This window comes from Vibrio diazotrophicus, from assembly GCF_038452265.1.
GTDB lineage: Bacteria > Pseudomonadota > Gammaproteobacteria > Enterobacterales > Vibrionaceae > Vibrio > Vibrio diazotrophicus.
In genome coordinates, this window is record NZ_CP151843.1 from 391,950 (window position 1) to 412,811 (window position 20,862).

Below are 20,862 nucleotides of genomic sequence, written 5' to 3' on the forward strand. Positions count from 1 at the left end.
CTTGCCGAGAACCAAGGCAAGCGAGATTGATTGGTCTGACACCCGAATTAAGGTCTTGTCTTCACTTTCTGAAGATAAGACCATTTTGCAACTCGTCGTAATCCAGTATATCGCTAAATATACTTAACGACTTTCGATGCCACTTTTTCAACTTTGTTAATTGCACCCGCTAGTTTGTCGATGGCATTCGATATCTTAGCTATATCGTTCTTAGCTTCCGTTGCCTCTTTAGTGATCTCCTTCAGTGCATCCAGAGCTTCTTGTTGTTCTTGAGACGTTGCTGTTGATTTGCCCTTTATAAGTAGCTCTAGTTTGTTTATTGCTTCGATTACAGTAAGTTCTGCGATACGTCGTTTTTCGTCACTTAAAATCGGAATATTTCTGTTTGTGATCTTTATCGTTTTAACTAAATGTTCTTCTAATTGGGTTTCAATATCCATACATCATTCCTTCTGACGTCCTTAGCCTTCGTTGCTACAAGTGTATGTTTCATCTTCTAACTTAAGTGTGCCTTTGCATGAAGCGAGCAGTTCATGAAAAGAGTCAAGTTGCTTGTAATAGTCGTTAAGTTCGCTGACAGTATTCGATATTTCTGAGCTGACAAATATATCTCTTGAAACTTCGGATTTTAGAGTGTTATGTGAGACTCTTATTTTCTCAACGGCTTTGACTAAAGCATTGCTCTTCATTTCACGGGCACTGTAATCTTTCCATGTTTCATAAATATCGTTGATCATTTCTTTGCGCTGTTGTTTATCTAGTTTGTTCGCTCGCACTAAGTCATTATAGTTTGTGAATAATTCCCTTAAAGAGGTCTGCTCATAGGCTTTTTTTAACTTCCCCAAATGGTCATTGTTAAGTTCCTGTTCCATTGACTTCGTTACTCTGATAATCCATGGATCAGCTTCTTTTATAATAGTTTTGAGCGCCTTACGTCGTTTTGCTTCAGCTACTGAGCGTCCTATGGCAGCTATCGAGCCAGAGACAATATCTAGGGTTTTATGGAAATCTTCATTATATGCCGTGTCGCCCGATAGAGCCTCGTATTGCGTGTATAACCCCACGAGTGAACTATCGAGTTTGATCGTTGCAGATGTAATTTCTTGAGCGGAGCCTGCGTCATTAAGCTTTTGGAGACTCTGAGCATAAGATTGCAATGCTTTGTTGGCCTTATAAAGGTAGAGTGACTTTATCTCATTCTCTGGAATGACGGGTGTAATATCTTCAAATGTCGGTAATCCTATACGAGTACAGAGATTGCTATTACCGTCAACGTTGTCTGTTATTTGCGAAACAACGATGAAGCATCCACCATTGGAAGAATCCTTGTTGGCCCCGTAGTGGCTTTGCTCCGCTATTCTTGACAACTTATAGTCGATACTCAATTGGTTAGTCTCGTTTATGGTAGCGTCAATCTGGCTTGTAAGTTGTTCTACAGCAGCACCATAACTACTGATTTGGGTTGATGTTGAAGAGCAAGCGGAAAGTACTGTTATTGCCCCAAGGGCGATAACATATTGTGATAATTTGATTTTTGTCATCCTAGCGTCCCTGTTTAGTGAAACAGCTAAAAGCGTAGTAGACGTTTAGTATTGAAAGTAGTGTGAAGATCTCAAAATAATGTTCATAGTTCGGTGCGCTCTAGGGAAGAAGGTGTACTACTGTCCAAAATTGAATTGGCTTATATTTTATTAGATTTGCGTCCTTTTTATCTGATGTTAATTAGCATCAATAGATTGGGAAATCGTTAGTGTTATTGGAATAGTTAATATGGACACTGACTACAGTTGTTAACTGTGTCAGTGTCCAATGTAGAGGCACACCTAATCTATTTTTTCTTCTGAAAATCTAGCATCAAAAGGTGACAGTTCACTACCTTTGGCCGTGAGCGGTTGATAGAGTTCTGGTCTGCGGCCACGAATCCAACGTCGCCCTGTACACATATCTAACTCGTGTGCTTTGAGGTCGGCGATGACCATATCGTCTTCGACGCAATCTGTTTCAGCTATGATTTGTCCATATGGATTAAGGATCATGGCGTTACCTGTCCTGACTTCATCCATATCGACACCGACGCCATTACTGAATATTAGAAACATCCCGTTGTCATGAGCACGTGACGGTAGCCAGCGCATTAACCATTCACGTCCTTTCTGTCCTTGCATTTCTTTACGTATGGCGTCAGGGTTTTGTTTACGGTCATACCATAATTGGGTGTCAATGAGTCCCATGGCGTTAGGACTGCGGGAATTACAGCCACCGGTTTGATGAGGTGCAACGAGGATATCTGCGCCTTTCAAAGCGGTGATTCTGGCATTTTCGACTAGGTTATTATCCCAACAGATAAGTATACCTACACGGCATCCATGTGGTGTGTCAAAAACGGTATATTCACTACCACTTGCCATGTGTTTGCTGACAAATGTATGAAGTTTTCGATGCTTCTTTAGTCGGCCATCAGGCATCGCCATTGTGTAGGTATTGTAGAGGTTACCTGCATCGTCTATTTCAATTAAACCCGCACCAATACTGATTTTGTGCTTAGCGGACATAACTAATAAAGCCTGACATGTCTCTCCCTGGGGAACACGCTCAGAGAGGGTTTGAATCTCCGACCTACTGAGTTTTGATACATGCCAATATCCAGTTACGCACATTTCGGGAAACACTATAATTTTCACATCTAATAGTGCGGCTTTTTCTACATAGTGCTTAATGACTGAGAGATTGTAGATTTTGTCATTAGCTTTATGATTGAACTGGACTGAGGCAACACGCACGTCTTTCATTGAGAGCTCCTTTGCTGTTCTGAATTGACGTCACCAGTATAAAAATTCAAATACATTCCATATAATGAAAAATATTCTATGTTTAATGACGGTATGGAATGGATTTCGATCAATTACGCACTTTTTGCCAGTTAGCTACAGATGGTAACTACCGAGTAGCATCTGAACATCTTTGCATCACGCAGTCGGCTTTAACCAAAAAGATTCAGCGTCTCGAAGCGCATACCGGATTGGTTCTTTTTGAGAGAGGAAGACAAGGTGCTTGTTTGACTCAGGCTGGTCTGACGCTTCTGCCCGAAGCACAACGTATGGTGGATAACTTTAATGCCTTTCAGGCTCTAACTCATTTGGTGGCTGAGGGAACGACGGGAACCCTTAAAATAGGCTTTGGGATATCTTCCTATCATCTTGCTCCACACTATATCGCTCAGTTTAAACAGGCGTTTCCGAATATTCATATTGTGCTCAATGACATGCCATCACAGCTACAAACTGGATCCTTATTACGCGGAGAACTTCACCTTGGCTTTAACCGACTACCAGCCATTCCTCCACTTAAAGGTATAAAGTTTTCCTCAGATCATTTAGTAGTCGCAGTTCATCGTAGCCAATTGATTGACGAAAGCGAGCTTTGGAATTCATTACGTCATTTAGATTACTTAAGACTCACACCAGAACGTGGGTTAGGGTTAGCCAAACAGATAGAAAAGTTACTGATAGAGCAAAATCAAACATTACATCCAGCACAGGAAGCTGATGATATTCTGACACTTCTAGCACTAGTTTCAGCAAATATAGGCTTTACCATTGTTCCTGCCAGTGTTGAAAATATAGCCAATGAAAGTGTTCGTTTTATTCCATTACCTAGTTCAAGTGCTATATGGGATGTTGGTTTAATTTGGAACGAGGACTTGGGTAATTCTGCTAGAGATAGTTTCATAAAATTCATTGTGAAAGAGAAGCTGGAAGAATTAAAAAGGTTATAAAGTTTATTATTTGCGGCATTACGACTGAATGACGTTAAGCGACTTTTTATACCTGTAGCTATTCATAAATCTCTAACTTAATAAAAGTACTGACAAACTTTGCCAACAAGGCGCTGACTGCTTTGGCTGGTTGAGTTAAGGTCCATTTTGCATCAATCCCTGATTGCGAACAGCGAAACATTGGTCACTTTTCCCCAATTTATACTCGTGCTAGCATCTGAGTTTAAATACGACTTAGGGTACAAACATGTCATCAGACCATTACGGAGCCAGTGCCAATTACGCACGTAAAGAAGCAGGCTATAGAGAAAAAGCTCTAAAACTCTATCCCTGGGTATGCGGAAGGTGTGCTAGAGAGTTTGTATATTCAAATCTGCGTGAATTAACGGTTCACCACAAAGATCATGATCATACGAATAACCCCGAGGATGGCAGCAATTGGGAGCTATTGTGTCTCTACTGCCACGATCATGAGCATAGTAAATACCTAGAACATGAACTTTATGGTAGTGAGATAAAACCAGGTGAAGATGAACACAAAGGGGCGACGTACAATCCATTTGCTGATTTAGCAAAGATGATGAAGAAGTGAATCTAAAGCACATGAGCGATTTGACTCTTGTGCGCTAAAGTATTGATCCTGTCCCAAATTTCGGACACATCGCTTTTGTCATTAATTGACCGATTTTGGGTAATTTTAAAAGAGACTAACATCATGTTGGCTATTCACTATTTCCTAAAGTGAATATTCAATCCTCAACGGATTATCGCTGCATAATTTAGTAAAGCTAATTGCTTAGGCTAGTGTTTGGCGTATGTGTCGTATGACTGACGTGGAAAACTAATAACACTCCTGTAATAATTTATTTTCGTATTTTCTCTGGGAAAGTTGGAATAGATGGTAAATCAAGAACTAATCAAAAAACTTCGTTCAGGAAAATTCTGGTCTCAGGAACATCTGGCACTCATTGCAGGTATCGGTCTTCGCACAGTTCAAAGAGCGGAAAATGAAGGTAAGTGTTCGTTGGAATCACAGAAAGCTATTGCAGCTGCTTTTGAACTAGATGTTGCTGATCTAAGTGTTGAATCAAATTCAACGGTTTTAGGTATAAATGATAGTAAAAGAGATGCGGCTATATCATGGTTAGAGATTGTTGATTCAGGTGAATATGCCTTGAGTTGGAGTAAAGCTGCGCCTGTGTTTCAAGAAAGGATTTCAAGTTCCAAATGGATAAGAATGCTTACTCAAATACGCACACCTTTAGGCAAAGTTATTTCTCGCTCAGTTAAAAGAGCTTCTGAACACAATTCTCTTCCTGGGGTTGCTGATGGTCAGTATCTTGTTATCAATTTCGCAGCAAGTTTTGGGAAAAAAAGCTCGGCTATAGAAACTGTGATGTTGCAGAAAATAGCCAGTGAATGGCGAGTTTCAGGGTATTTCATCAATTAAAAATTGATTTAAAAGGAGTTATTTAACTCTAAAAATACACCTCATCTTCAAACACTGTTACTCATTCTGAATCCATTATGGGAACAAAATCAGCTATGCCTCCTTTTCTTTCTTCATCAATGTATTTTCTCGGATCTTCGATTTTGTCCCGGTTTCTTTTATGAATGGTAGGTTTTATTGTTCTTCGAGAAATATGAGGTTATTGGGAGTTCGCAACGTTTTACTCTTCTCTCTAGTAGAGGGAATGATTTATCAGGCGATATGTTAGCCAGTCTTGGTTTTACGATGGTCTTGTTTATCTAGGAATTGGCATATAGCCCTGACCACATTAATGCTATAAATCTTGGGATTTTCTCAGCTTCCATCTGTGCAACATTGCTCGTTCTAACTTTTACGGTATTTCTCTGTGAGAGAGAAAAGAAGAACAACATCAGATCTGAAATATAGAGGGGCGGCAGTCTGCGGTAATAAATTATCGCAGAAGCCGTTATTTCATCGCCAGAGGGGCAGATTTCACTATGACATTTTAGGTATATTCGCTTTCAGCTGCTTCAGAACATACTGAAGAATACCTCCTGAATTGAAATACTCTAGCTCCTTGTAATTATCTATACGTGCAATAACTGGAATGGTGAGTTCGGAACCTTGAGCGGTTACCACGATAATATTCAAGTCTAATAAGGGCTTTATAGGTTCATTCGGGGCGATAAATACGGTCTCATTACCCTCTAGAGTCAGTGAATCCAATTCATCTGGTCGAGTCAGTTGAAGAGGCAGCACGCCCATACCGACTAAATTACTGCGATGAATCCGTTCAAACGATTCCGCGACTACCGCTTTTACATTCAATAACAAACATCCTTTTGCCGCCCAATCTCGACTAGAACCTGATCCATACTCTTTGCCAGCAAATATTACCAAAGGAACTTGAAGTTCAATTGATCTCCTGCTCGCGTCGAAAATAGGAATAACTGGGGACGCTTTCTCAGTGGTCGACATGTTACAGTCATTAAGTTTGGTATCGCCGTGACATCTCGTGAAACCGCCTATAGTCGGGGAGGCAATTTTGTTCTCCAAACGTGAATTTGAAAAAGTCCCACGAACCATAATGTGATGATTTCCTCGGCGTGAACCATAGCTATTGAACTCCCCTGATGGGACGTTTTTTGAAAGCAAATATTGACCCGCCGGACTATTTTCTGAAATGAGACCCGCTGGTGAAATATGATCGGTTGTAATCGAATCTCCCAAAATTGCTAATACACGCGCTGATTCAATAGGAAAAGTTGGTGATGGTACTTCCAAAAATGGTGGGCGTTGTATATAAGTGGAGTTTTCGTCCCACGGGTAGCAGGGACTATCTTTCATCGACAATTGTTCCCATTCTTCATTGCCTTCAGTAATATCGTTGTAGCTCAATCTAAAGTGGTTCTCATGTACTTGATTCAGCATTTCATTTAGCGTGGATTGGCTTGGCCAAAGATCTCTTAGAAATACAGGTTCATTGTTACCATTGATAGCAATTGGTTCGTTTTCTAAGTCAATACAGGTTGTACCCGCTAGCGCAAATGCGACGACTAATGGTGGTGAGGCAAGCCAGTTTAGGCTAACGGATGGGTGAATTCGGCCTTCAAAGTTCCGATTGCCTGATAATACTGCCGATACGTTCAGGTTGTTTTCTACGATCTCGGTTTCAAGATTATTCTTCAGTGGGCCAGAGTTACCAATGCATGTTGTGCAGCCGTATCCAACGCGATGAAATCCCAATAGGTCTAGGTAGTGTTGTAAACCAGTATCGTTGAGATATCGAGCGACAGCTAATGACCCGGGTGCGAGAGAAGTTTTGACATAACTAGGAACGGTCAACCCTTTTTCAACTGCTGCCATAGCAACCAGACCAGCAGTAAGCATAACAGCAGGGTTCGATGTGTTAGTGCATGATGTGATAGCTGCAATGACGACATCGCCATGGTTTAAGTGCTTATATGAGTCTAAGCGGTCTAACTTTGAGGCACCTTCAATAGAACAATGATCAAGAGTCACTTGCTTAATTGCACTGATGTTAAGTCTATCTTGCGGTCGTTTGGGACCTGCTATTGAAGTGACAATATCAGATAAATTCACCACAACAGTTTCATCATATTCCGGTGAAGGGCTGTTTGTATCCAACCATAGTGCTTGCTCTTGAGCATAAGCACGAACTCTATCAACTAATGAAGAGGGGCGGTTTGTAAGAGTTAAATAGGTAATCGTGTTTTCGTCAATCGGGAAAAATCCACATGTGGCGCCATACTCAGGGGCCATATTGGCTAGAGTAGCACGGTCGGGCACAGATAAATGAGCTACGCCACAACCAAAGTACTCTACGAACTTACCGACCACTCCGTGGGACCTCAATCTTTCTGTAATCGTTAAAACCAGATCAGTAGCTGTAACGCCGGGACGCAATTGCCCATCAAGACGCACGCCGACAACACGTGGGACGGCAATATTGAGCGGTTGACCCAGCATTACAGCTTCGGCTTCTATACCTCCCACTCCCCAACCCAACACACCCAACCCGTTAACCATAGTCGTGTGGCTGTCAGTTCCTATAACAGTATCTGGTGTTAACACTCCATTTTCGTTTACACGAACCACTTGAGATAGATACTCCAGATTCACTTGATGGCATATGCCCTTACCTGGCGGTATAACGGTCAAGTTACGGAAGTTTTTTTGTGCCCACTTAAGGAATGTATAGCGCTCTCTATTTCGAGCCATTTCATGTTTACGATTCGTATGTATTGAGGATTCTGAACCTGACTGGTCAACAATTAACGAGTGGTCTATGACTAGATCTACCGGGCACTTAGGTGTTACATGGCACGGGTCTCCGCCCCCTTGAGCTACAGCATCTCTTATCGCGGCAAGATCGACCAAAGCAGGTATGCCGGTATAGTCTTGCATTAGCACTCTGCTGGGATAGAAATTAAATTCTGATGAGTTACTGCTGCTCTCGGAATCGAACGTCGATTTTTTAACAAATAAAGCTTCAATAATTCGAGATGATTCTTTTAAGTCAGAGGATTGACGCATTACATTTTCAATAAGCAGGCGCTTAGTAAAGGGAATGTTGGACAGGCTTACTTGATAATCTTGGGCAAGTTTTCTTAACGACCAGTATCTATATTCAATACCTTTTACATCCAGTGATCTTAGATATGTTTGGCACCATGATTTTTCGTTGGTAGGTATCATGATTTGTTTCCTTTCAATAATGGTTGACCTTTGTAAAAGGAACCTCCTTGTCGTAGAGATGTTTTTTGGGCATTTTTATTTTTTCCCATATCCAAATAACTTTAATCATTTCAAAATCTATAAAGTGAAAGGATCAGAGTTGAAAATCCAAAAGAAGGAATAAGTTGGAATGGACTGTTGCCACCAAACAATAACTAGACTCAAAAAATGAAGGAAAGCTTGTGATTACTGTGCCTTCAACTGTACTAATTCAGACCTGATCTGACAGTTACCCACTTTTCGACTTGGTGCCTGTCAGATTATATCTGGGCTAGATTCTTTTCAGCCCAGATTGATTTCCCATCCTCTAATGTTTCTATCGGCGTTCTGCCACAGCACATTTTTCCTTGATGAGTACGGTGATTGTTGTAGTAGTCCATCCATTCGTCCAGATCTTTCTGCAACTCTTCGATAGAACCATACAGTTTCTTTCTGAATGTCACTTGGTAGAACTCATTCAATATGGTCTTGTGGAAGCGCTCGCAGATACCATTTGTTTGTGGTGACATCGCTTTAGTTTTCGTGTGGTCGATATCATTAATGGCTAGGTAGAGCTGGTAATCGTGCTGCTCAACACGACCACAGTATTCAGTGCCTCGGTCAGTCAAGATTCGCAGCATTGGCAGTTCATGCGCCTCAAAGAACGGTAGAACCTTATCATTCAATATATCCGCTGCGGTGATTGGTGTTTTCGTTGTGTAGAGCTTGGCAAAGGCGACTTTACTGTAGGTATCAACGAAGGTTTGTTGATAGATGCGACCAACACCTTTCAAGTTGCCAACATAGAATGTGTCTTGAGAGCCGAGATAACCTGGATGCGCTGTTTCTATCTCACCACAAGCCTCATCATCGTGCTTCTTACGCTCAAGAGCCGCAACTTGCTCGTCTGTTAGGATAATACCGTTCTCTGCGACCTGTTTCTCCAGTGCGATAAGACGTTTCTTGAAGTTCTCTAGGTCATTGCGAAGCCAGATTGAGCGTACGCCACTTGGAGAGATAAACACTCCCAATTTACGTAATTCATTACTCGTTCTAACTTGTCCATGAGCTGGGAAGTCGATGGCGTATTTGATAACGGCTTGCTCAGTTTCACTATCAACACGGTTCTTCAAATTCGGTGCTCTTCGGCTACGGTTAATCAGAGCATCAATACCCCCCGTCTCAACCAACTCTTGATAACGGTAGAAAGTATCTCTTGATACCCCCATAACCTTACAGGCTCTAGATACATTACCGAGTTCTTCTGCAAGATTGAGAAGGCCCGCTTTGTGTTTGATAATTGGATTGCTAGTATGAAGCATGAGAGTTACCTCTTTTTGTCTTTGATTAGTGATTAAGCACCTTTAATCAAAGTGGGTAACTCTCTTCTTTTCAAATTGAAGTGTCAGATCTAGTCGGAACTAATACACTTCAACCGTATCTAGATGAGAGCCACTTTTGTTGCTTGCGGACCTTTCTCACCAAATTCAACTTCAAAACTGACTTTTTGTCCGTCCAATAGGGTCTTAAATCCATCAGATGAAGTCGAACGAAAATATTCTTGCCATCACTATCCTTGGTGATAAAACCAGATCCTTTATTTTCGTTAAACCATTTTACTGATTCATTGCCTCTATCAGACATATATACCACGATTACTTTATAGCCTAAGGATCTGATAACTTGAGTTATTTCATAGTCACTCAAGAGGGCTGTCGCAGAAGTTAAACGAAAAATTTCGAGAATTACTGTGAAAGGAAACTTGTTTTATAATGAAAAAAATAACTCAAACTGGCAGAACTACTTTAAGTATAAGACTTATTTTTAAAATAGTTGCTTTAGTCCTCAGCCATATATTCTTTTAGTTATACGGTGATGATATTTATGAAAAAATATCAGCAATATTTTTAACGTTTTGGTTAATTGCGATGATTCCATAGATAGTAGCGCTTAGATTGAATATCTACTGACTTGATAGACACTTTCTGGATAAGCCGTCTAGTTTTGGAGGTTAGGTCTTTGCCAAACTTCCAATAATTTGAAATTTACTAATCTAGCAAGAGCTGTAACTTATTATGTTCACCTTCGATTTGGACACACCCGGCTGAAATATTTTTGCCCCTTTATGTGCCTTGAAGTATTTATGAATATAACGTGAAGACATAGAAGATAAGAGAGCACTATAATCTAGACTGAATGTGACTGTTTCCCCTACAAATAATGGTTTCTGTGAAGATTCAAGGACAAGATGATCGCTGGTTGAGGACATGATCTTAATCCCATTCGGAGCTTTAAGACCGCTGACACAAACATCTTGGCGGCCTAATGCAAGAATAGCTTGTGAGACCACCCCTCTATCTTGAAGCCTTTGATTTTCACCAAAAGCATTTAACCCCCGATTTCCCCAAGGCAAAGTCGGTTTAATATTGGATTCAATCACTTCAGCGGTCAAAGAAACCGCGTCTGTATGTAAACCTTTGATATTTTCCTGCTCTAAAGGTTCGCAGCCTAAAAAAATTGCTTCTCCTATACGAAGGTTATTTACTCGAGTTAGGCCAGTTCTCTGAAGAGCCCAGTTAACAGAAGCAGAATTTCCCCCTGAAATAATCTCTAGGCTGATTCCAAATGTAACTTCAATCCCATCGGCAAGATCAGAAAGAATCTTCATATTTTGATCATCTGGAGCGACACCATACCGACAGGCTAAATTTGCACCAATTCCTTTTATTGTGATGTTCGGTAAAGAAATAATTTCACGGACAAAATCAATCATGCGATTCGGCATCACACCTTCTCTAAGATCTCCTAGCTCAACCATAATAATAATATCGTGACGACAATTTTGTTGTTCCGCTACATATGAAAGCCTCTGAATAACTTCTACTTCAGAATTTAAACTCACGTCACTATACTTAATTACGCTAGCCGCTTGGCTTAGCATGGGTGTGCGTATCAGCATTTTAGGAATAGAAATGCCAGATTCTGTCATCTTTTGAAGATTTTCAATTCTTGAATCCGCTAACATTGTTGCGCCAGCATCAATAAGAACTTGTGCGATGATAGGGTGGCCGAGGAAGGCTTTTGTTACAGGCGTAATTGAGATGTTTTTCAGTGAGAGCTGAGTAATAAGGAACTGAGCGTTGTGGTGAATTTTCCCACAGTCGATGTCTAACCTAGGGTAGTTCACTCTTTTCCGGCCAGTTTACTTGCGATTATAGGGAAGGCTGACACTACGATGTTCAGTAGATGTTCAACAGGTTGTGATAATGCATCAGTAACAGGTATACCAAATTCGGTGTTATACCTATCTATCGCACGGTATGTTTCATCCAAAGACATACCTTCATGATTGAGCGTTAGTCCAATTACATTGGTATTAGAAAATGTTTCGATAAGATTGATTTCCGAGGCAATAGTGGGCATTGGGCAATCAGGAAAATCAATACGATATAAACGCTTAGGGGCGTGTTGTAATATTACACCTGTAGGACAACTGCCACGTAAGATAAAAGCGCTGGTTGAAAACGCAGGGTGACTCAAGGCTCCTTGCCCTTCAATAATAATCAAGTCCGGGTCCTCTTTCTCATAGGCCTGTACAATGACAGATTCCAACTCACCAGCACAAAATTGTGAAGGAACAGCATCAAGTGCAACGCAGTATTGTGCGCCTTGCATAATGCCCGTTTGACCGGTGGCAATAAGAACAACGTTAAGGCCTTTTTTTGTTAGTTCACTTGCCAATATTGTTGCTGTTGTTCGTTTTCCTAGCGCACAATCCGTTCCCATTACAGCAATTCTCGGACATTTAACGCTGTGTATTGTCCCGCTAAACGTTTTCATGTCACTTTTATTTTTGGGTTTGCGAGTATCTAATATTCGAACGTTATTCTTTAAGCTAGCTTCTAAAAATAGAGGATCATCGGTAAGAAATTCATGTAAACCATTAACAATGTTCATTCCTAGTGACATGGCATTTAAAATGATGCTTTTATCTATGTCAGATAAAAAGCCACTTGATGGCGCAATACCAAAAATGAAGTAGTCGGGAATGCTTTCTGCGTGATTGATAGCCTCTTCTGTATTAGCAAGGATAGGTATTCCATTGGCTTTGTTATCTAGTACTTCTCCAGTATCTAAGCTGGCAGATTCACTATCAATAACCGATAGAATACGATAGTTTAATGAATGCCTAACTAGACCATTAGCTGTTTTACCATCAATTTTACCGAAATTACCTTCACAATATATAATCGCAGACGGGATGATAGGTTTTACTTTCTGAGCTAGCGGTAACCAAGGTGCTATACGGTGGGTGTCATTGTTAGTTTCTACATTTTCACTTCTAGTGAGTTTGAATATGTTTATTAACTTTGGGGTTGAAATGGGCATAACTAAAGCCTGTTGTGAGGCTTAGGAGGGCAACTAAGGAGTGCCGAGATGCGAGTTCGGAAAAGAAAAGAAGTCCCTACTAAGCGGTAGGGATGAAAACTAAGGTAACACACTTACTATACTTTTGTTGGTTATTATTAACATGCTTTCTGCATCCGTCACTTTCAAACCTTACTAGAGTTAATTGGGCAAATTTGGGCTCATTAATTCAGCAAGCTTTCTTTCGTGTTCCATACTGTCTTCGTATCAATCATTGACCTAATGAATATTTGAATCTTTTAATCAGAAACGTCACTGCAATATCATTCAATACTGTCATTTTATACCTGTTATTTTTACCTATATGGCTCTAGATAGAGAAAGGAATGGAATGGAAAGTATATTTGTCGCGATGGTTAGTTTCGCATTTGTTGGCGCAGTTACTCCTGGCCCTGTGAACCTCATTGCAGCTTCGACGGTCGCTCAACGCGGTAAAAATGTCGCAGTAACGTATGTGTTAGGAGCTTCGATAGCTTATACAATTGTTGTGTTTATCACTGGTATTACTCTAAATACCTTTGTTGAGTGGTTGCCCAAGGTCGAGCTTTGGATGCAGTTTATAGCGAGTGCATTCCTATGCTATCTTGCCTACAAGTTATATTCGGCTCCTTTGGAAAGTTTGAGTGTCGAAGATGGGCATCATTTAGGTTGGGCAAATGGGGCTTTGGTTCAGTTGTTAAACCCCAAAGCTTGGTTAGTGGCTATGTCAGGTGTTAGCCTTTTTGTTGTTGGACAGAACGAACAACAGTCATGGTTATGGATGTACACATTAGTTTCACTAATTGCTTGCTTGGTCGGTGTAGGCATATGGGCAGTAGTTGGTTCAATGCTCACCAATTACCTAAATGGCAAAAGAAGACAACAGATATTTAATCGAGTAATGGCGATGATACTACTTGTGTCTGTAATCATGATTTGGAACTGAGAAAACATCTGGTATGAAAAGAGATAACAGTACTCGTTTTAAGCAAAATTCAGTTCTTCCGTGGGTAGAATTGCGAGTTGCTAATAAGAGCAACGCTTGCTACGGAGCTCACTCGCATGACGAGTTTTCCTTTGGTGTTATTCGCCAAGGTTGTGCTGTTTATAAAAATCGAAACAAATCTCATGTTATAGGGGTTGGAGACTTAGTAACAATTAACCCTTCTGATATTCATTCCTGTAATCCAGAGCAAGATGTATGGTCCTATAGCATGTTGTTTGTTAATGCTTTTAAAATGGGGCAGATGCAGCAAGATGTCTTACGTGAGAAAAGTCAGTGTATTAGCTTAGACTACCAGCCTTTCAACGCTGATTATGAACGCAATGAATCCCTGAAACATCAATATCTAGCACTATTTTCTGCATTAGAAGATGAGTCTTCTAGCTTGAACATAGAGTCTTGTTTTTATGATTTTGTTGAGTCCAGTCTCTACAAATCGAGTTCAATCAAAGAAGGAAAACGCCTCGCTCCTCCTATCAAGCGTATCAAGGAAAAGTTACTTGATGGAATAGCAGAGCATCATGAACTTGAGAGCTTAGCGAAGGAAGCCGGGATGAGTCGATACCAGTTACTTAGAGCATTTAAGACCCAGTACGGGCTACCTCCTTACGCCTATTTGATGGATGAGAAGATAAAACGTTCTAAGGTGATGTTGAGGACGGGAAACTCTCTAACAGAGGTGGCTCATAGTTTAGGCTTTTCAGATCAAGCTCACTTCCAACGCCAGTTTAAAAAGCGTTTGGCGGTTACTCCCAAATATTACCAGTCACATTTTATTGGTATGTGAACGTTAAATTGTTGGGAGTTGGAAGATGAATAGGAGAGAGTCAGATACATAGGAAGACGGAATTGCAAAAAATGGGACGAGAATGCTCTCTCATGTAAACCTATATGCAATATGGTCTTCCAGTTTTTCCGTACCAGAACTTTAAAGTTTGATACTCCAAAATGCCATCGAATACGATTCTCTTAATGACCGGAGGATAATGGCTTTCTATACAGCTTCTAAGACATATAGTGCTTAACTGACTTCATCATTTTTTGGAATGATGGGCACTCTAAGTGAGATGGTTGAGGGCAAGTTGCTACATGATTTAGGCTATCTCGTACCGCTTTTAGCCGTTTAATTTGCGCATCAATCTCTATCGTTTTTTGAGTAAGCAAAACTCGATCAATAGCCAATTCATCGTTTTCATTAAACATCGTTGAAATTTCACTTAGTGATAATCCAGCCAAACGCCCTAAGGAGATAATATTCAGTTTATTCAACACATTTGGCGCGTATTGTCGTCGTAGCCCTTTTCTACCAATAGAATGAATAAGTCCGAGTTTTTCATAATATCTCAGTGTTGAAGGTTTTAACCCAGACTCACTAGACACGGTCGCAATATCCATAAAATCCACCATTGACTTAAAGTCAACTTCAAGTTGTATCATGCGAGCCAATCTACCAAGTTCTTGATGAAATACAATGAGGAATATCGAATGGATACAATGGACTGGCTACAAACAATTTTGATTGGTATTGGTGCCACTCTAATTATGGATGCATGGGCATGTTTTCAAAAACGAGTACTACGAATTCAGTCTCTCGATTATGCACTTGTAGCTCGGTGGGTAAGTTTAATACCAAGAGGTCAGTTGATTCACCATACAATAATGGACACAACACCTATACAAGGAGAAAAAATTTTGGGTTGGAGCCTACATTATTTGATAGGTATCGTTTTCGCCTTAGTTCATGTATTACTATTGGGCGAAGTATGGCTAGTTGATCCGCATATACTTCCAGCTCTAATAACTGGTATCGTTACCCTGATTTTTCCTTTCATCATCATCCAACCTTGCCTGGGCTTTGGGGTTGCAGCGAGCAAAACTCCCTCTCCATGGAAAGCTAGGGGACTCAGTTTATTGGCTCACAGCTTCTATGGAATTGGCCTATTCTGGTCGGCTTTGGTATTGAACTATCGTTTCTTGTGAAATTTAGTAGCCCCGATAACGAACTCTTTCCACTAAATGAGTGTTTTGATATAGGTGTAGTGTTCCTCCTGCAATAACTATTAGCTCGAGTATCAATACGTTGATATCCATTTTTTCGTAGTATTGATAACTGCATTAGTTGTCAGCAACAGAAAAAGGCCATGGAATCAGTTTACAGACAGTAGCTGCAGCTAAACCTCTTATTGCAAGTGGTGAGTTGGTCGGGCTGCTAACAGAGTGGGAGCCGAAACTTCTGGGCGTATATGTGGTGTATGCAAATCGAAAAATATGTGACACCGCTTTTGTCCAAGATTGTTTTGGCTTAATAGCAAAAAGGCGAACCGCTCGGTTCGCCTTTACTCTCTGTAACTTAGTTAGTCAGACAATTAATAGTCATCAACAGATTCAATCGCTACTCGTAGCTTTCAATACTAGGGCAAGAACAGATTAGGTTACGGTCGCCATAGACGTTGTCTACTCGGTTAACTGTTGGCCAGTATTTCGAATCTTTTGTTTGCTTACTTGGGAAGCAAGCAATCTCACGTGAATATGGGTGATCCCACTCTGTGCTTGATAGATCAACTTGAGTATGAGGAGCGTTAACCAATGGGTTGTTTTCCAGTGGCCAAACACCGTTATGAACTTGGTTGATTTCTTCACGAATTGCGATCATTGCATCACAGAAACGGTCTAGCTCAGCTAAATCTTCAGACTCCGTTGGCTCTACCATTAATGTACCAGCAACAGGGAAGGACATAGTTGGTGCATGGAATCCGTAGTCCATTAAACGCTTAGCTATGTCTTCTTCGCTGATACCTGTTTCTTCTTTTAATGGGCGAATGTCGATAATACATTCATGGGCTACACGGCCATTTTTACCACGGTACAATACTGGGTAGTGTGGGCGTAGGCGTTCCATCACATAGTTAGCGTTCAGAATGGCCACTTTGGTTGCATCAGTTAGGCCTTCTGTTCCCATCATTGCAATATATGCCCATGAAATAGGAAGAATAGATGCACTGCCGATATCGGCTGCTGAAACCGCATAGTCGGTGCCTTCAACACCACCTTCGATGTGACCCGGTAGGAATGGTGCTAAGTGAGACTTAACGCCAATTGGTCCCATACCCGGACCGCCACCACCGTGTGGAATACAGAACGTTTTATGCAGGTTCAGGTGCGAAACATCTGAGCCAATGAAGCCCGGGGAAGTTAGGCCAACCTGAGCGTTCATGTTTGCACCGTCTAGGTAAACCTGACCGCCTGCTGCATGTACCATGTCACAAACTTCACGTACTTGCTCTTCGTAAACACCGTGTGTAGAAGGGTAAGTGATCATAATGCTTGATAGATTGTCTTTGTGTTTTTCAATCTTATCTGCAAGGTCGCCCAAATCGATGTTTCCGTTCTCATCACATTTAACTACAACCACTTTCAATGAAACCATTGATGCTGTAGCTGGGTTAGTACCATGTGCAGAGCTTGGGATTAAACATACGTTGCGATGACCTTCACCACGGCTTTGGTGGTAACGTTGAATCGCAAGTAGGCCAGCATACTCGCCTGAAGCACCTGAGTTTGGCTGAAGAGAAAATGCATCGTAGCCTGTAATCTCACATAGCTTCTCTTTCAGATCATTCGCTAGAGCTGTATAACCAGCAGCTTGTGCTTTTGGCGCAAACGGGTGTAGTGCTCCGAACTCAGGCCATGTCACTGGGATCATCTCTGCAGCCGCGTTCAGTTTCATGGTACAACTGCCTAGTGGAATCATACCGTGAGTCAGAGAGAAATCTTTATTTTCAAGCTTCTTCAGGTAACGCATCATCTGCGTTTCACTGCGGTGTGTGTTAAACACTGGGTGAGTTAGATACTTAGATGCACGACGGCAGTTCTCAGGAATAGCGGCGTATTCATTACTTGCGATTGTGTTTGAAAGTTCAGAAATATCTTCTTTAACGTCGAAGATAGCAAACAAAGCTTCAATATCTGCAAGTGTTGTAGTTTCATCGAAGCTAATACCAAGCTGATTTGGAAGTTTGCGTAAGTTGATATCCGCTTGTTGTGCTTTTAGATAGACTGCTTCAGTCTTGCTACCAGTATTGATAGTAATCGTGTCGAAGAAGCTATTGTGTGCAAGCTCGTAGCCTGATTTAGTTAAACCAGCGGCAAGAATTGCAGTTAAATGATGTGTACGACGAGCAATCTTCAATAAACCTTCTGCGCCATGGTATACCGCGTAGAAAGAAGCCATGTTTGCAAGCAGAGCCTGAGCTGTACAGATGTTCGAAGTCGCTTTCTCACGACGAATATGTTGTTCGCGAGTCTGCATTGCCATACGAAGAGCTTGGTTGCCTTTGCTGTCAATCGATACACCGATAACACGGCCTGGCATAGTACGTTTGTATGCTTCGCGAGTTGCCATAAACGCAGCATGCGGACCGCCGTAACCCATAGGCACGCCAAAGCGCTGAGCAGAACCGATCACTACGTCTGCGCCCATTTCACCTGCTGGTTTTAGAAGGGTGCTCGCCAAAAGATCTGTGGCTACTGTTACTAACGTTTTGTTTGCGTGTGCTTTTTCGATGATATCGGTTAAATCGCGAACTTCACCTGTAGTGCTAGGGTATTGAACAAGTGCACCGAAAACATCTTGCTCTGCAAGGCAATCGATTGCGCCGATAATAACTTCAAAACCAAAGAACTCTGCACGAGTCTTCACCACTTCGATAGTTTGTGGATGAACATCATCCGCTACAAAGAAGCCGTTGCTCTTGCTCTTACCTGCGCGTTGACACAGAGTCATTGCTTCAGCTGCCGCTGTAGCTTCATCAAGTAGTGATGCGTTGGCAATGTCCATACCCGTTAAATCCATTACCATTTGCTGGTAATTCAACAAAGACTCTAAACGACCTTGAGAGATCTCTGGTTGGTATGGTGTATATGCGGTGTACCAGCCTGGATTTTCAAGCACGTTACGTAAGATTACGTTTGGCGTGAAAGTGTTGTAGTAACCCTGACCAATGAATGTTCTTTTGACTTGGTTTTGCTCTGCGAAAACACGCATAGCAGCAAGCATGTCTGCTTCGCTTTTTGCTGGAGCAAGATTAAGCGGAGATTCTAGGCGAATGTTTGATGGAACCGTATCTGCGATAAGTGCGGTTAAGCTCTCAGCCTTGATGGTGGCAAGCATCTTTGCTTGATCGTTATGATTAGGTCCATTGTGTCGAGCAACAAATTCATTTTGCGTGCTTAGGCTATGAAGTAGTTCAGTCATTTTCCCTTTACCTTCTAAACCACGAGACAACTCGCTTGCGTGGCTTTGAAAAAAGCTGCCCAAATGGACAGCTTTCCTGTTGTATAAATTAGTCTTCTTCGATTGAGCTCAGATACTCTTCGGCATCTTTAAGATCGTCTAGCTCTGCAGGATCGGACATTTTTACTTTCACAATCCAGCCACCTTCATAAGGTTCTTCGTTGATAAGCTCAGGGCTATCTTGTAGCTCTTCATTTACTTCAACTACCACACCAGATACTGGTGCATAGATATCAGAAGCTGCTTTTACAGATTCAACAAGTGAAAAACTGTCTCCAGCATCAATCTCTGTATCTGTTTCTGGTAGCTCAACGAAAACCACATCACCCAGCATTTCTTGAGCGTGCTCAGAAATACCGATAGTTACAGTGCCATCACCGTTGTCACGAACCCATTCATGGCTTTCTGTAAACTTCAGTGTATTGTCCATTGCTAATTCTCCAAAAAAGTATCCAAACTGTACTACCGATTGAATGGGGGCCTTGAGTGTTAATGTTCCATTCAATCTTCAAGCATTATCAAATGTTTTGTTGTCGACAGACTTTTTAGATAGACCTTATCAACAACGATTTCAAATTCTAAACAGCTTAAACCTATCTATTCGTGATGATGTGTGAATTCCACATCAAAAGTAATGATAGGCATCTCTGATGCAAAAAGAGATGATTTATTTTGTCTATGCTTCGCTTCAAAAATTCTGAATGGTTGTGCTCTTGGTATTGTGATTATTGCTTGAGCTTCGCAATGTGAACTCGGTCGATTCTGATAAGCATTTTGTTAAGTAAAAATGTTAAATTTAACCGGTTCAACGATACCACCATGATTGGCTTAGCTAACAAGCCAGTAACATACTCTTTGGTGTGACAACAATCAATGAAAAATTTCCTATAGGAAACATGCATGACGTTTTTGTTAGCCAAAGCACGCTTTATTTCAATATGTGCTCTTTAATGAATCAATAGCTTTGTGCCACAATGATTTTCAAATACAGGAATGCTATTCATTAGAGGGAAAGCATGTCAGAAGACATTTATGATGAGTACCCATCAATGATACTTGCCAAAGAAGCAAGTGAACAAAATATAGAACCTTTAAAACTTGGGCAGAGAATAAAAGATATCCGAACAAAGTTAGGGATCACGTTAGAAGAAGCAAGTAATCGAACGGGTTTGGCTCGCTCGACATTAAGCAAGATAGAGAATGAACAGATTTCGCCAACTTTCCAAGCTATGCAAAAGTTGGCTCATGGTTTGCAAATCGATATGCCTCAACTATTTGAACCGCCTAAGAAAATACTGGCGACAGGGCGTAGAGATATAACAAAAAGCAGTGCTGGGAAACCGCATCCGACACAGACCTATGAACATGAACTTTTAGCCACTCAGTTATCAAATAAGAAAATGATGCCATTTAAAAGTCGAGTTCGAGCTCGTGCTTTTGAAGAGTACAGTGACTGGGTTCGCCATGACGGTGAGGAGTTTCTTCTTATTCTCGAAGGTGTGGTTATGTTCTATAGCGAGTTTTATGAACCTGTCCGCCTAGAAGAGGGTGACAGCGTTTACTATGACGCCACAATGGGGCATATGCTGGTTTCATTAAGTGAAGATGATGCTCATATTCTCTGGGTAACCGCAAAATAGACTTAAAAATAAAAAGTTTCCTATAGTGAAGGCAAA

General features: G+C 41.2%; 17 protein-coding genes and 1 pseudogene. 7 read left to right on the forward strand and 11 right to left on the reverse strand.

Going from position 1 to position 20,862, the window contains the following annotated elements:
• Positions 1–113 precede the first annotated feature (113 nt).
• From AAGA51_RS17045 to AAGA51_RS17055, 3 genes are all read right to left on the reverse strand, one after another.
• The gene (locus AAGA51_RS17045; protein ID WP_042480838.1) at positions 114–440 is read right to left on the reverse strand and encodes a hypothetical protein; all 327 of its coding nucleotides are present in this window, start codon (positions 438–440) and stop codon (positions 114–116) included.
• A gap of 21 nt (positions 441–461) precedes the next feature.
• Positions 462–1,541: a hypothetical protein gene (locus AAGA51_RS17050; protein WP_042480835.1), complete on the reverse strand. Its 1,080-nt coding sequence runs from the start codon at positions 1,539–1,541 to the stop codon at positions 462–464.
• Positions 1,542–1,823: 282 nt separating this feature from the next.
• Complete coding sequence (locus AAGA51_RS17055) at positions 1,824–2,789, reverse strand: nitrilase family protein (RefSeq protein ID WP_042480830.1); 966 nt, start codon at positions 2,787–2,789, stop codon at positions 1,824–1,826.
• Positions 2,790–2,887: 98 nt separating this feature from the next.
• Between AAGA51_RS17055 and AAGA51_RS17060 the strand changes: the two genes are divergently transcribed.
• The 3 genes from AAGA51_RS17060 to AAGA51_RS17070 all read left to right on the forward strand — a co-directional run bounded on the left by AAGA51_RS17060 (position 2,888) and on the right by AAGA51_RS17070 (position 5,225).
• Entirely contained in the window at positions 2,888–3,775 is an 888-nt protein-coding gene (locus AAGA51_RS17060) for a LysR family transcriptional regulator (protein ID WP_042480827.1), read from the forward strand.
• Between the two features lie 247 nt (positions 3,776–4,022).
• Positions 4,023–4,367: a YajD family HNH nuclease gene (locus AAGA51_RS17065; RefSeq protein WP_042480824.1), complete on the forward strand. Its 345-nt coding sequence runs from the start codon at positions 4,023–4,025 to the stop codon at positions 4,365–4,367.
• A 306-nt stretch (positions 4,368–4,673) separates the two neighbouring features.
• Positions 4,674–5,225: a DUF4019 domain-containing protein gene (locus AAGA51_RS17070; protein ID WP_052404543.1), complete on the forward strand. Its 552-nt coding sequence runs from the start codon at positions 4,674–4,676 to the stop codon at positions 5,223–5,225.
• A gap of 516 nt (positions 5,226–5,741) precedes the next feature.
• Here the strand turns inward: AAGA51_RS17070 and acnA are convergent.
• From acnA to AAGA51_RS17095, 5 genes and pseudogenes are all read right to left on the reverse strand, one after another.
• Positions 5,742–8,465, reverse strand: a complete 2,724-nt coding sequence (gene acnA, locus AAGA51_RS17075; protein WP_081878641.1) for an aconitate hydratase AcnA — start codon at positions 8,463–8,465, stop codon at positions 5,742–5,744.
• Positions 8,466–8,764: 299 nt separating this feature from the next.
• Positions 8,765–9,805, reverse strand: coding sequence for an IS481-like element ISVvu4 family transposase (locus tag AAGA51_RS17080; protein ID WP_000903432.1), 1,041 nt, complete (start codon positions 9,803–9,805; stop codon positions 8,765–8,767).
• Between the two features lie 119 nt (positions 9,806–9,924).
• Positions 9,925–10,127, reverse strand: a pseudogene (locus AAGA51_RS17085) (cold-shock protein).
• Positions 10,128–10,536: 409 nt separating this feature from the next.
• Positions 10,537–11,670 (reverse strand): alanine/ornithine racemase family PLP-dependent enzyme, encoded by a 1,134-nt coding sequence (locus AAGA51_RS17090; protein ID WP_042487392.1) that lies wholly within the window; start codon positions 11,668–11,670, stop codon positions 10,537–10,539.
• Positions 11,667–12,872 carry a DUF1611 domain-containing protein gene (locus AAGA51_RS17095; protein WP_042487390.1) on the reverse strand — a complete coding sequence of 402 codons (1,206 nt, stop codon included), beginning with the start codon at positions 12,870–12,872 and terminating at the stop codon, positions 11,667–11,669. Before AAGA51_RS17095 ends, AAGA51_RS17090 begins: the two co-directional genes overlap by 4 nt.
• A 370-nt stretch (positions 12,873–13,242) precedes the next feature.
• Here AAGA51_RS17095 and AAGA51_RS17100 point away from each other — a divergent pair, with 370 nt between their 5' ends.
• The gene (locus tag AAGA51_RS17100) at positions 13,243–13,836 is read left to right on the forward strand and encodes a LysE family translocator (RefSeq protein ID WP_042487387.1); all 594 of its coding nucleotides are present in this window, start codon (positions 13,243–13,245) and stop codon (positions 13,834–13,836) included.
• Between the two features lie 13 nt (positions 13,837–13,849).
• A complete protein-coding gene (locus AAGA51_RS17105; RefSeq protein ID WP_042487384.1) occupies positions 13,850–14,680 on the forward strand; it encodes an AraC family transcriptional regulator in 831 nt (276 codons plus the stop codon).
• A gap of 218 nt (positions 14,681–14,898) precedes the next feature.
• Here the strand turns inward: AAGA51_RS17105 and AAGA51_RS17110 are convergent, their stop codons facing one another.
• The gene (locus AAGA51_RS17110) at positions 14,899–15,288 is read right to left on the reverse strand and encodes a helix-turn-helix domain-containing protein (RefSeq protein WP_042487382.1); all 390 of its coding nucleotides are present in this window, start codon (positions 15,286–15,288) and stop codon (positions 14,899–14,901) included.
• Between the two features lie 90 nt (positions 15,289–15,378).
• Between AAGA51_RS17110 and AAGA51_RS17115 the strand changes: the two genes are divergently transcribed.
• Positions 15,379–15,873 carry a DUF2938 domain-containing protein gene (locus AAGA51_RS17115; RefSeq protein WP_042487379.1) on the forward strand — a complete coding sequence of 165 codons (495 nt, stop codon included), beginning with the start codon at positions 15,379–15,381 and terminating at the stop codon, positions 15,871–15,873.
• Positions 15,874–16,285: 412 nt separating this feature from the next.
• Here the strand turns inward: AAGA51_RS17115 and gcvP are convergent, their stop codons facing one another.
• The gene (gcvP, locus tag AAGA51_RS17120) at positions 16,286–19,147 is read right to left on the reverse strand and encodes an aminomethyl-transferring glycine dehydrogenase (protein ID WP_042487430.1); all 2,862 of its coding nucleotides are present in this window, start codon (positions 19,145–19,147) and stop codon (positions 16,286–16,288) included.
• Between the two features lie 88 nt (positions 19,148–19,235).
• The gene (gcvH, locus tag AAGA51_RS17125) at positions 19,236–19,616 is read right to left on the reverse strand and encodes a glycine cleavage system protein GcvH (protein WP_042487376.1); all 381 of its coding nucleotides are present in this window, start codon (positions 19,614–19,616) and stop codon (positions 19,236–19,238) included.
• A gap of 586 nt (positions 19,617–20,202) precedes the next feature.
• Here gcvH and AAGA51_RS17130 point away from each other — a divergent pair.
• On the forward strand, positions 20,203–20,826 hold the full coding sequence (locus AAGA51_RS17130) for a helix-turn-helix domain-containing protein (protein WP_042487373.1): 624 nt from the start codon (positions 20,203–20,205) through the stop codon (positions 20,824–20,826).
• The last annotated feature ends 36 nt before the right edge of the window (positions 20,827–20,862 follow it).

Excerpts from the sequence above, each read along its gene's own strand:
- gcvP (WP_042487430.1), bottom strand. The coding sequence starts at position 19,147 with ATGACTGAACTACTTCATAGCCTAAGCACGCAAAATGAATTTGTTGCT.
- AAGA51_RS17080 (WP_000903432.1), bottom strand. The coding sequence starts at position 9,805 with ATGCTTCATACTAGCAATCCAATTATCAAACACAAAGCGGGCCTTCTC.
- AAGA51_RS17065 (WP_042480824.1), top strand. The coding sequence starts at position 4,023 with ATGTCATCAGACCATTACGGAGCCAGTGCCAATTACGCACGTAAAGAA.
- AAGA51_RS17050 (WP_042480835.1), bottom strand. The coding sequence starts at position 1,541 with ATGACAAAAATCAAATTATCACAATATGTTATCGCCCTTGGGGCAATA.
- AAGA51_RS17060 (WP_042480827.1), top strand. The coding sequence starts at position 2,888 with ATGGATTTCGATCAATTACGCACTTTTTGCCAGTTAGCTACAGATGGT.
- gcvH (WP_042487376.1), bottom strand. The coding sequence starts at position 19,616 with ATGGACAATACACTGAAGTTTACAGAAAGCCATGAATGGGTTCGTGAC.
- AAGA51_RS17100 (WP_042487387.1), top strand. The coding sequence starts at position 13,243 with ATGGAAAGTATATTTGTCGCGATGGTTAGTTTCGCATTTGTTGGCGCA.
- AAGA51_RS17110 (WP_042487382.1), bottom strand. The coding sequence starts at position 15,288 with ATGGATATTGCGACCGTGTCTAGTGAGTCTGGGTTAAAACCTTCAACA.
- AAGA51_RS17130 (WP_042487373.1), top strand. The coding sequence starts at position 20,203 with ATGTCAGAAGACATTTATGATGAGTACCCATCAATGATACTTGCCAAA.
- AAGA51_RS17055 (WP_042480830.1), bottom strand. The coding sequence starts at position 2,789 with ATGAAAGACGTGCGTGTTGCCTCAGTCCAGTTCAATCATAAAGCTAAT.
- AAGA51_RS17070 (WP_052404543.1), top strand. The coding sequence starts at position 4,674 with ATGGTAAATCAAGAACTAATCAAAAAACTTCGTTCAGGAAAATTCTGG.
- acnA (WP_081878641.1), bottom strand. The coding sequence starts at position 8,465 with ATGATACCTACCAACGAAAAATCATGGTGCCAAACATATCTAAGATCA.
- AAGA51_RS17115 (WP_042487379.1), top strand. The coding sequence starts at position 15,379 with ATGGATACAATGGACTGGCTACAAACAATTTTGATTGGTATTGGTGCC.
- AAGA51_RS17045 (WP_042480838.1), bottom strand. The coding sequence starts at position 440 with ATGGATATTGAAACCCAATTAGAAGAACATTTAGTTAAAACGATAAAG.
- AAGA51_RS17105 (WP_042487384.1), top strand. The coding sequence starts at position 13,850 with ATGAAAAGAGATAACAGTACTCGTTTTAAGCAAAATTCAGTTCTTCCG.
- AAGA51_RS17095 (WP_042487390.1), bottom strand. The coding sequence starts at position 12,872 with ATGCCCATTTCAACCCCAAAGTTAATAAACATATTCAAACTCACTAGA.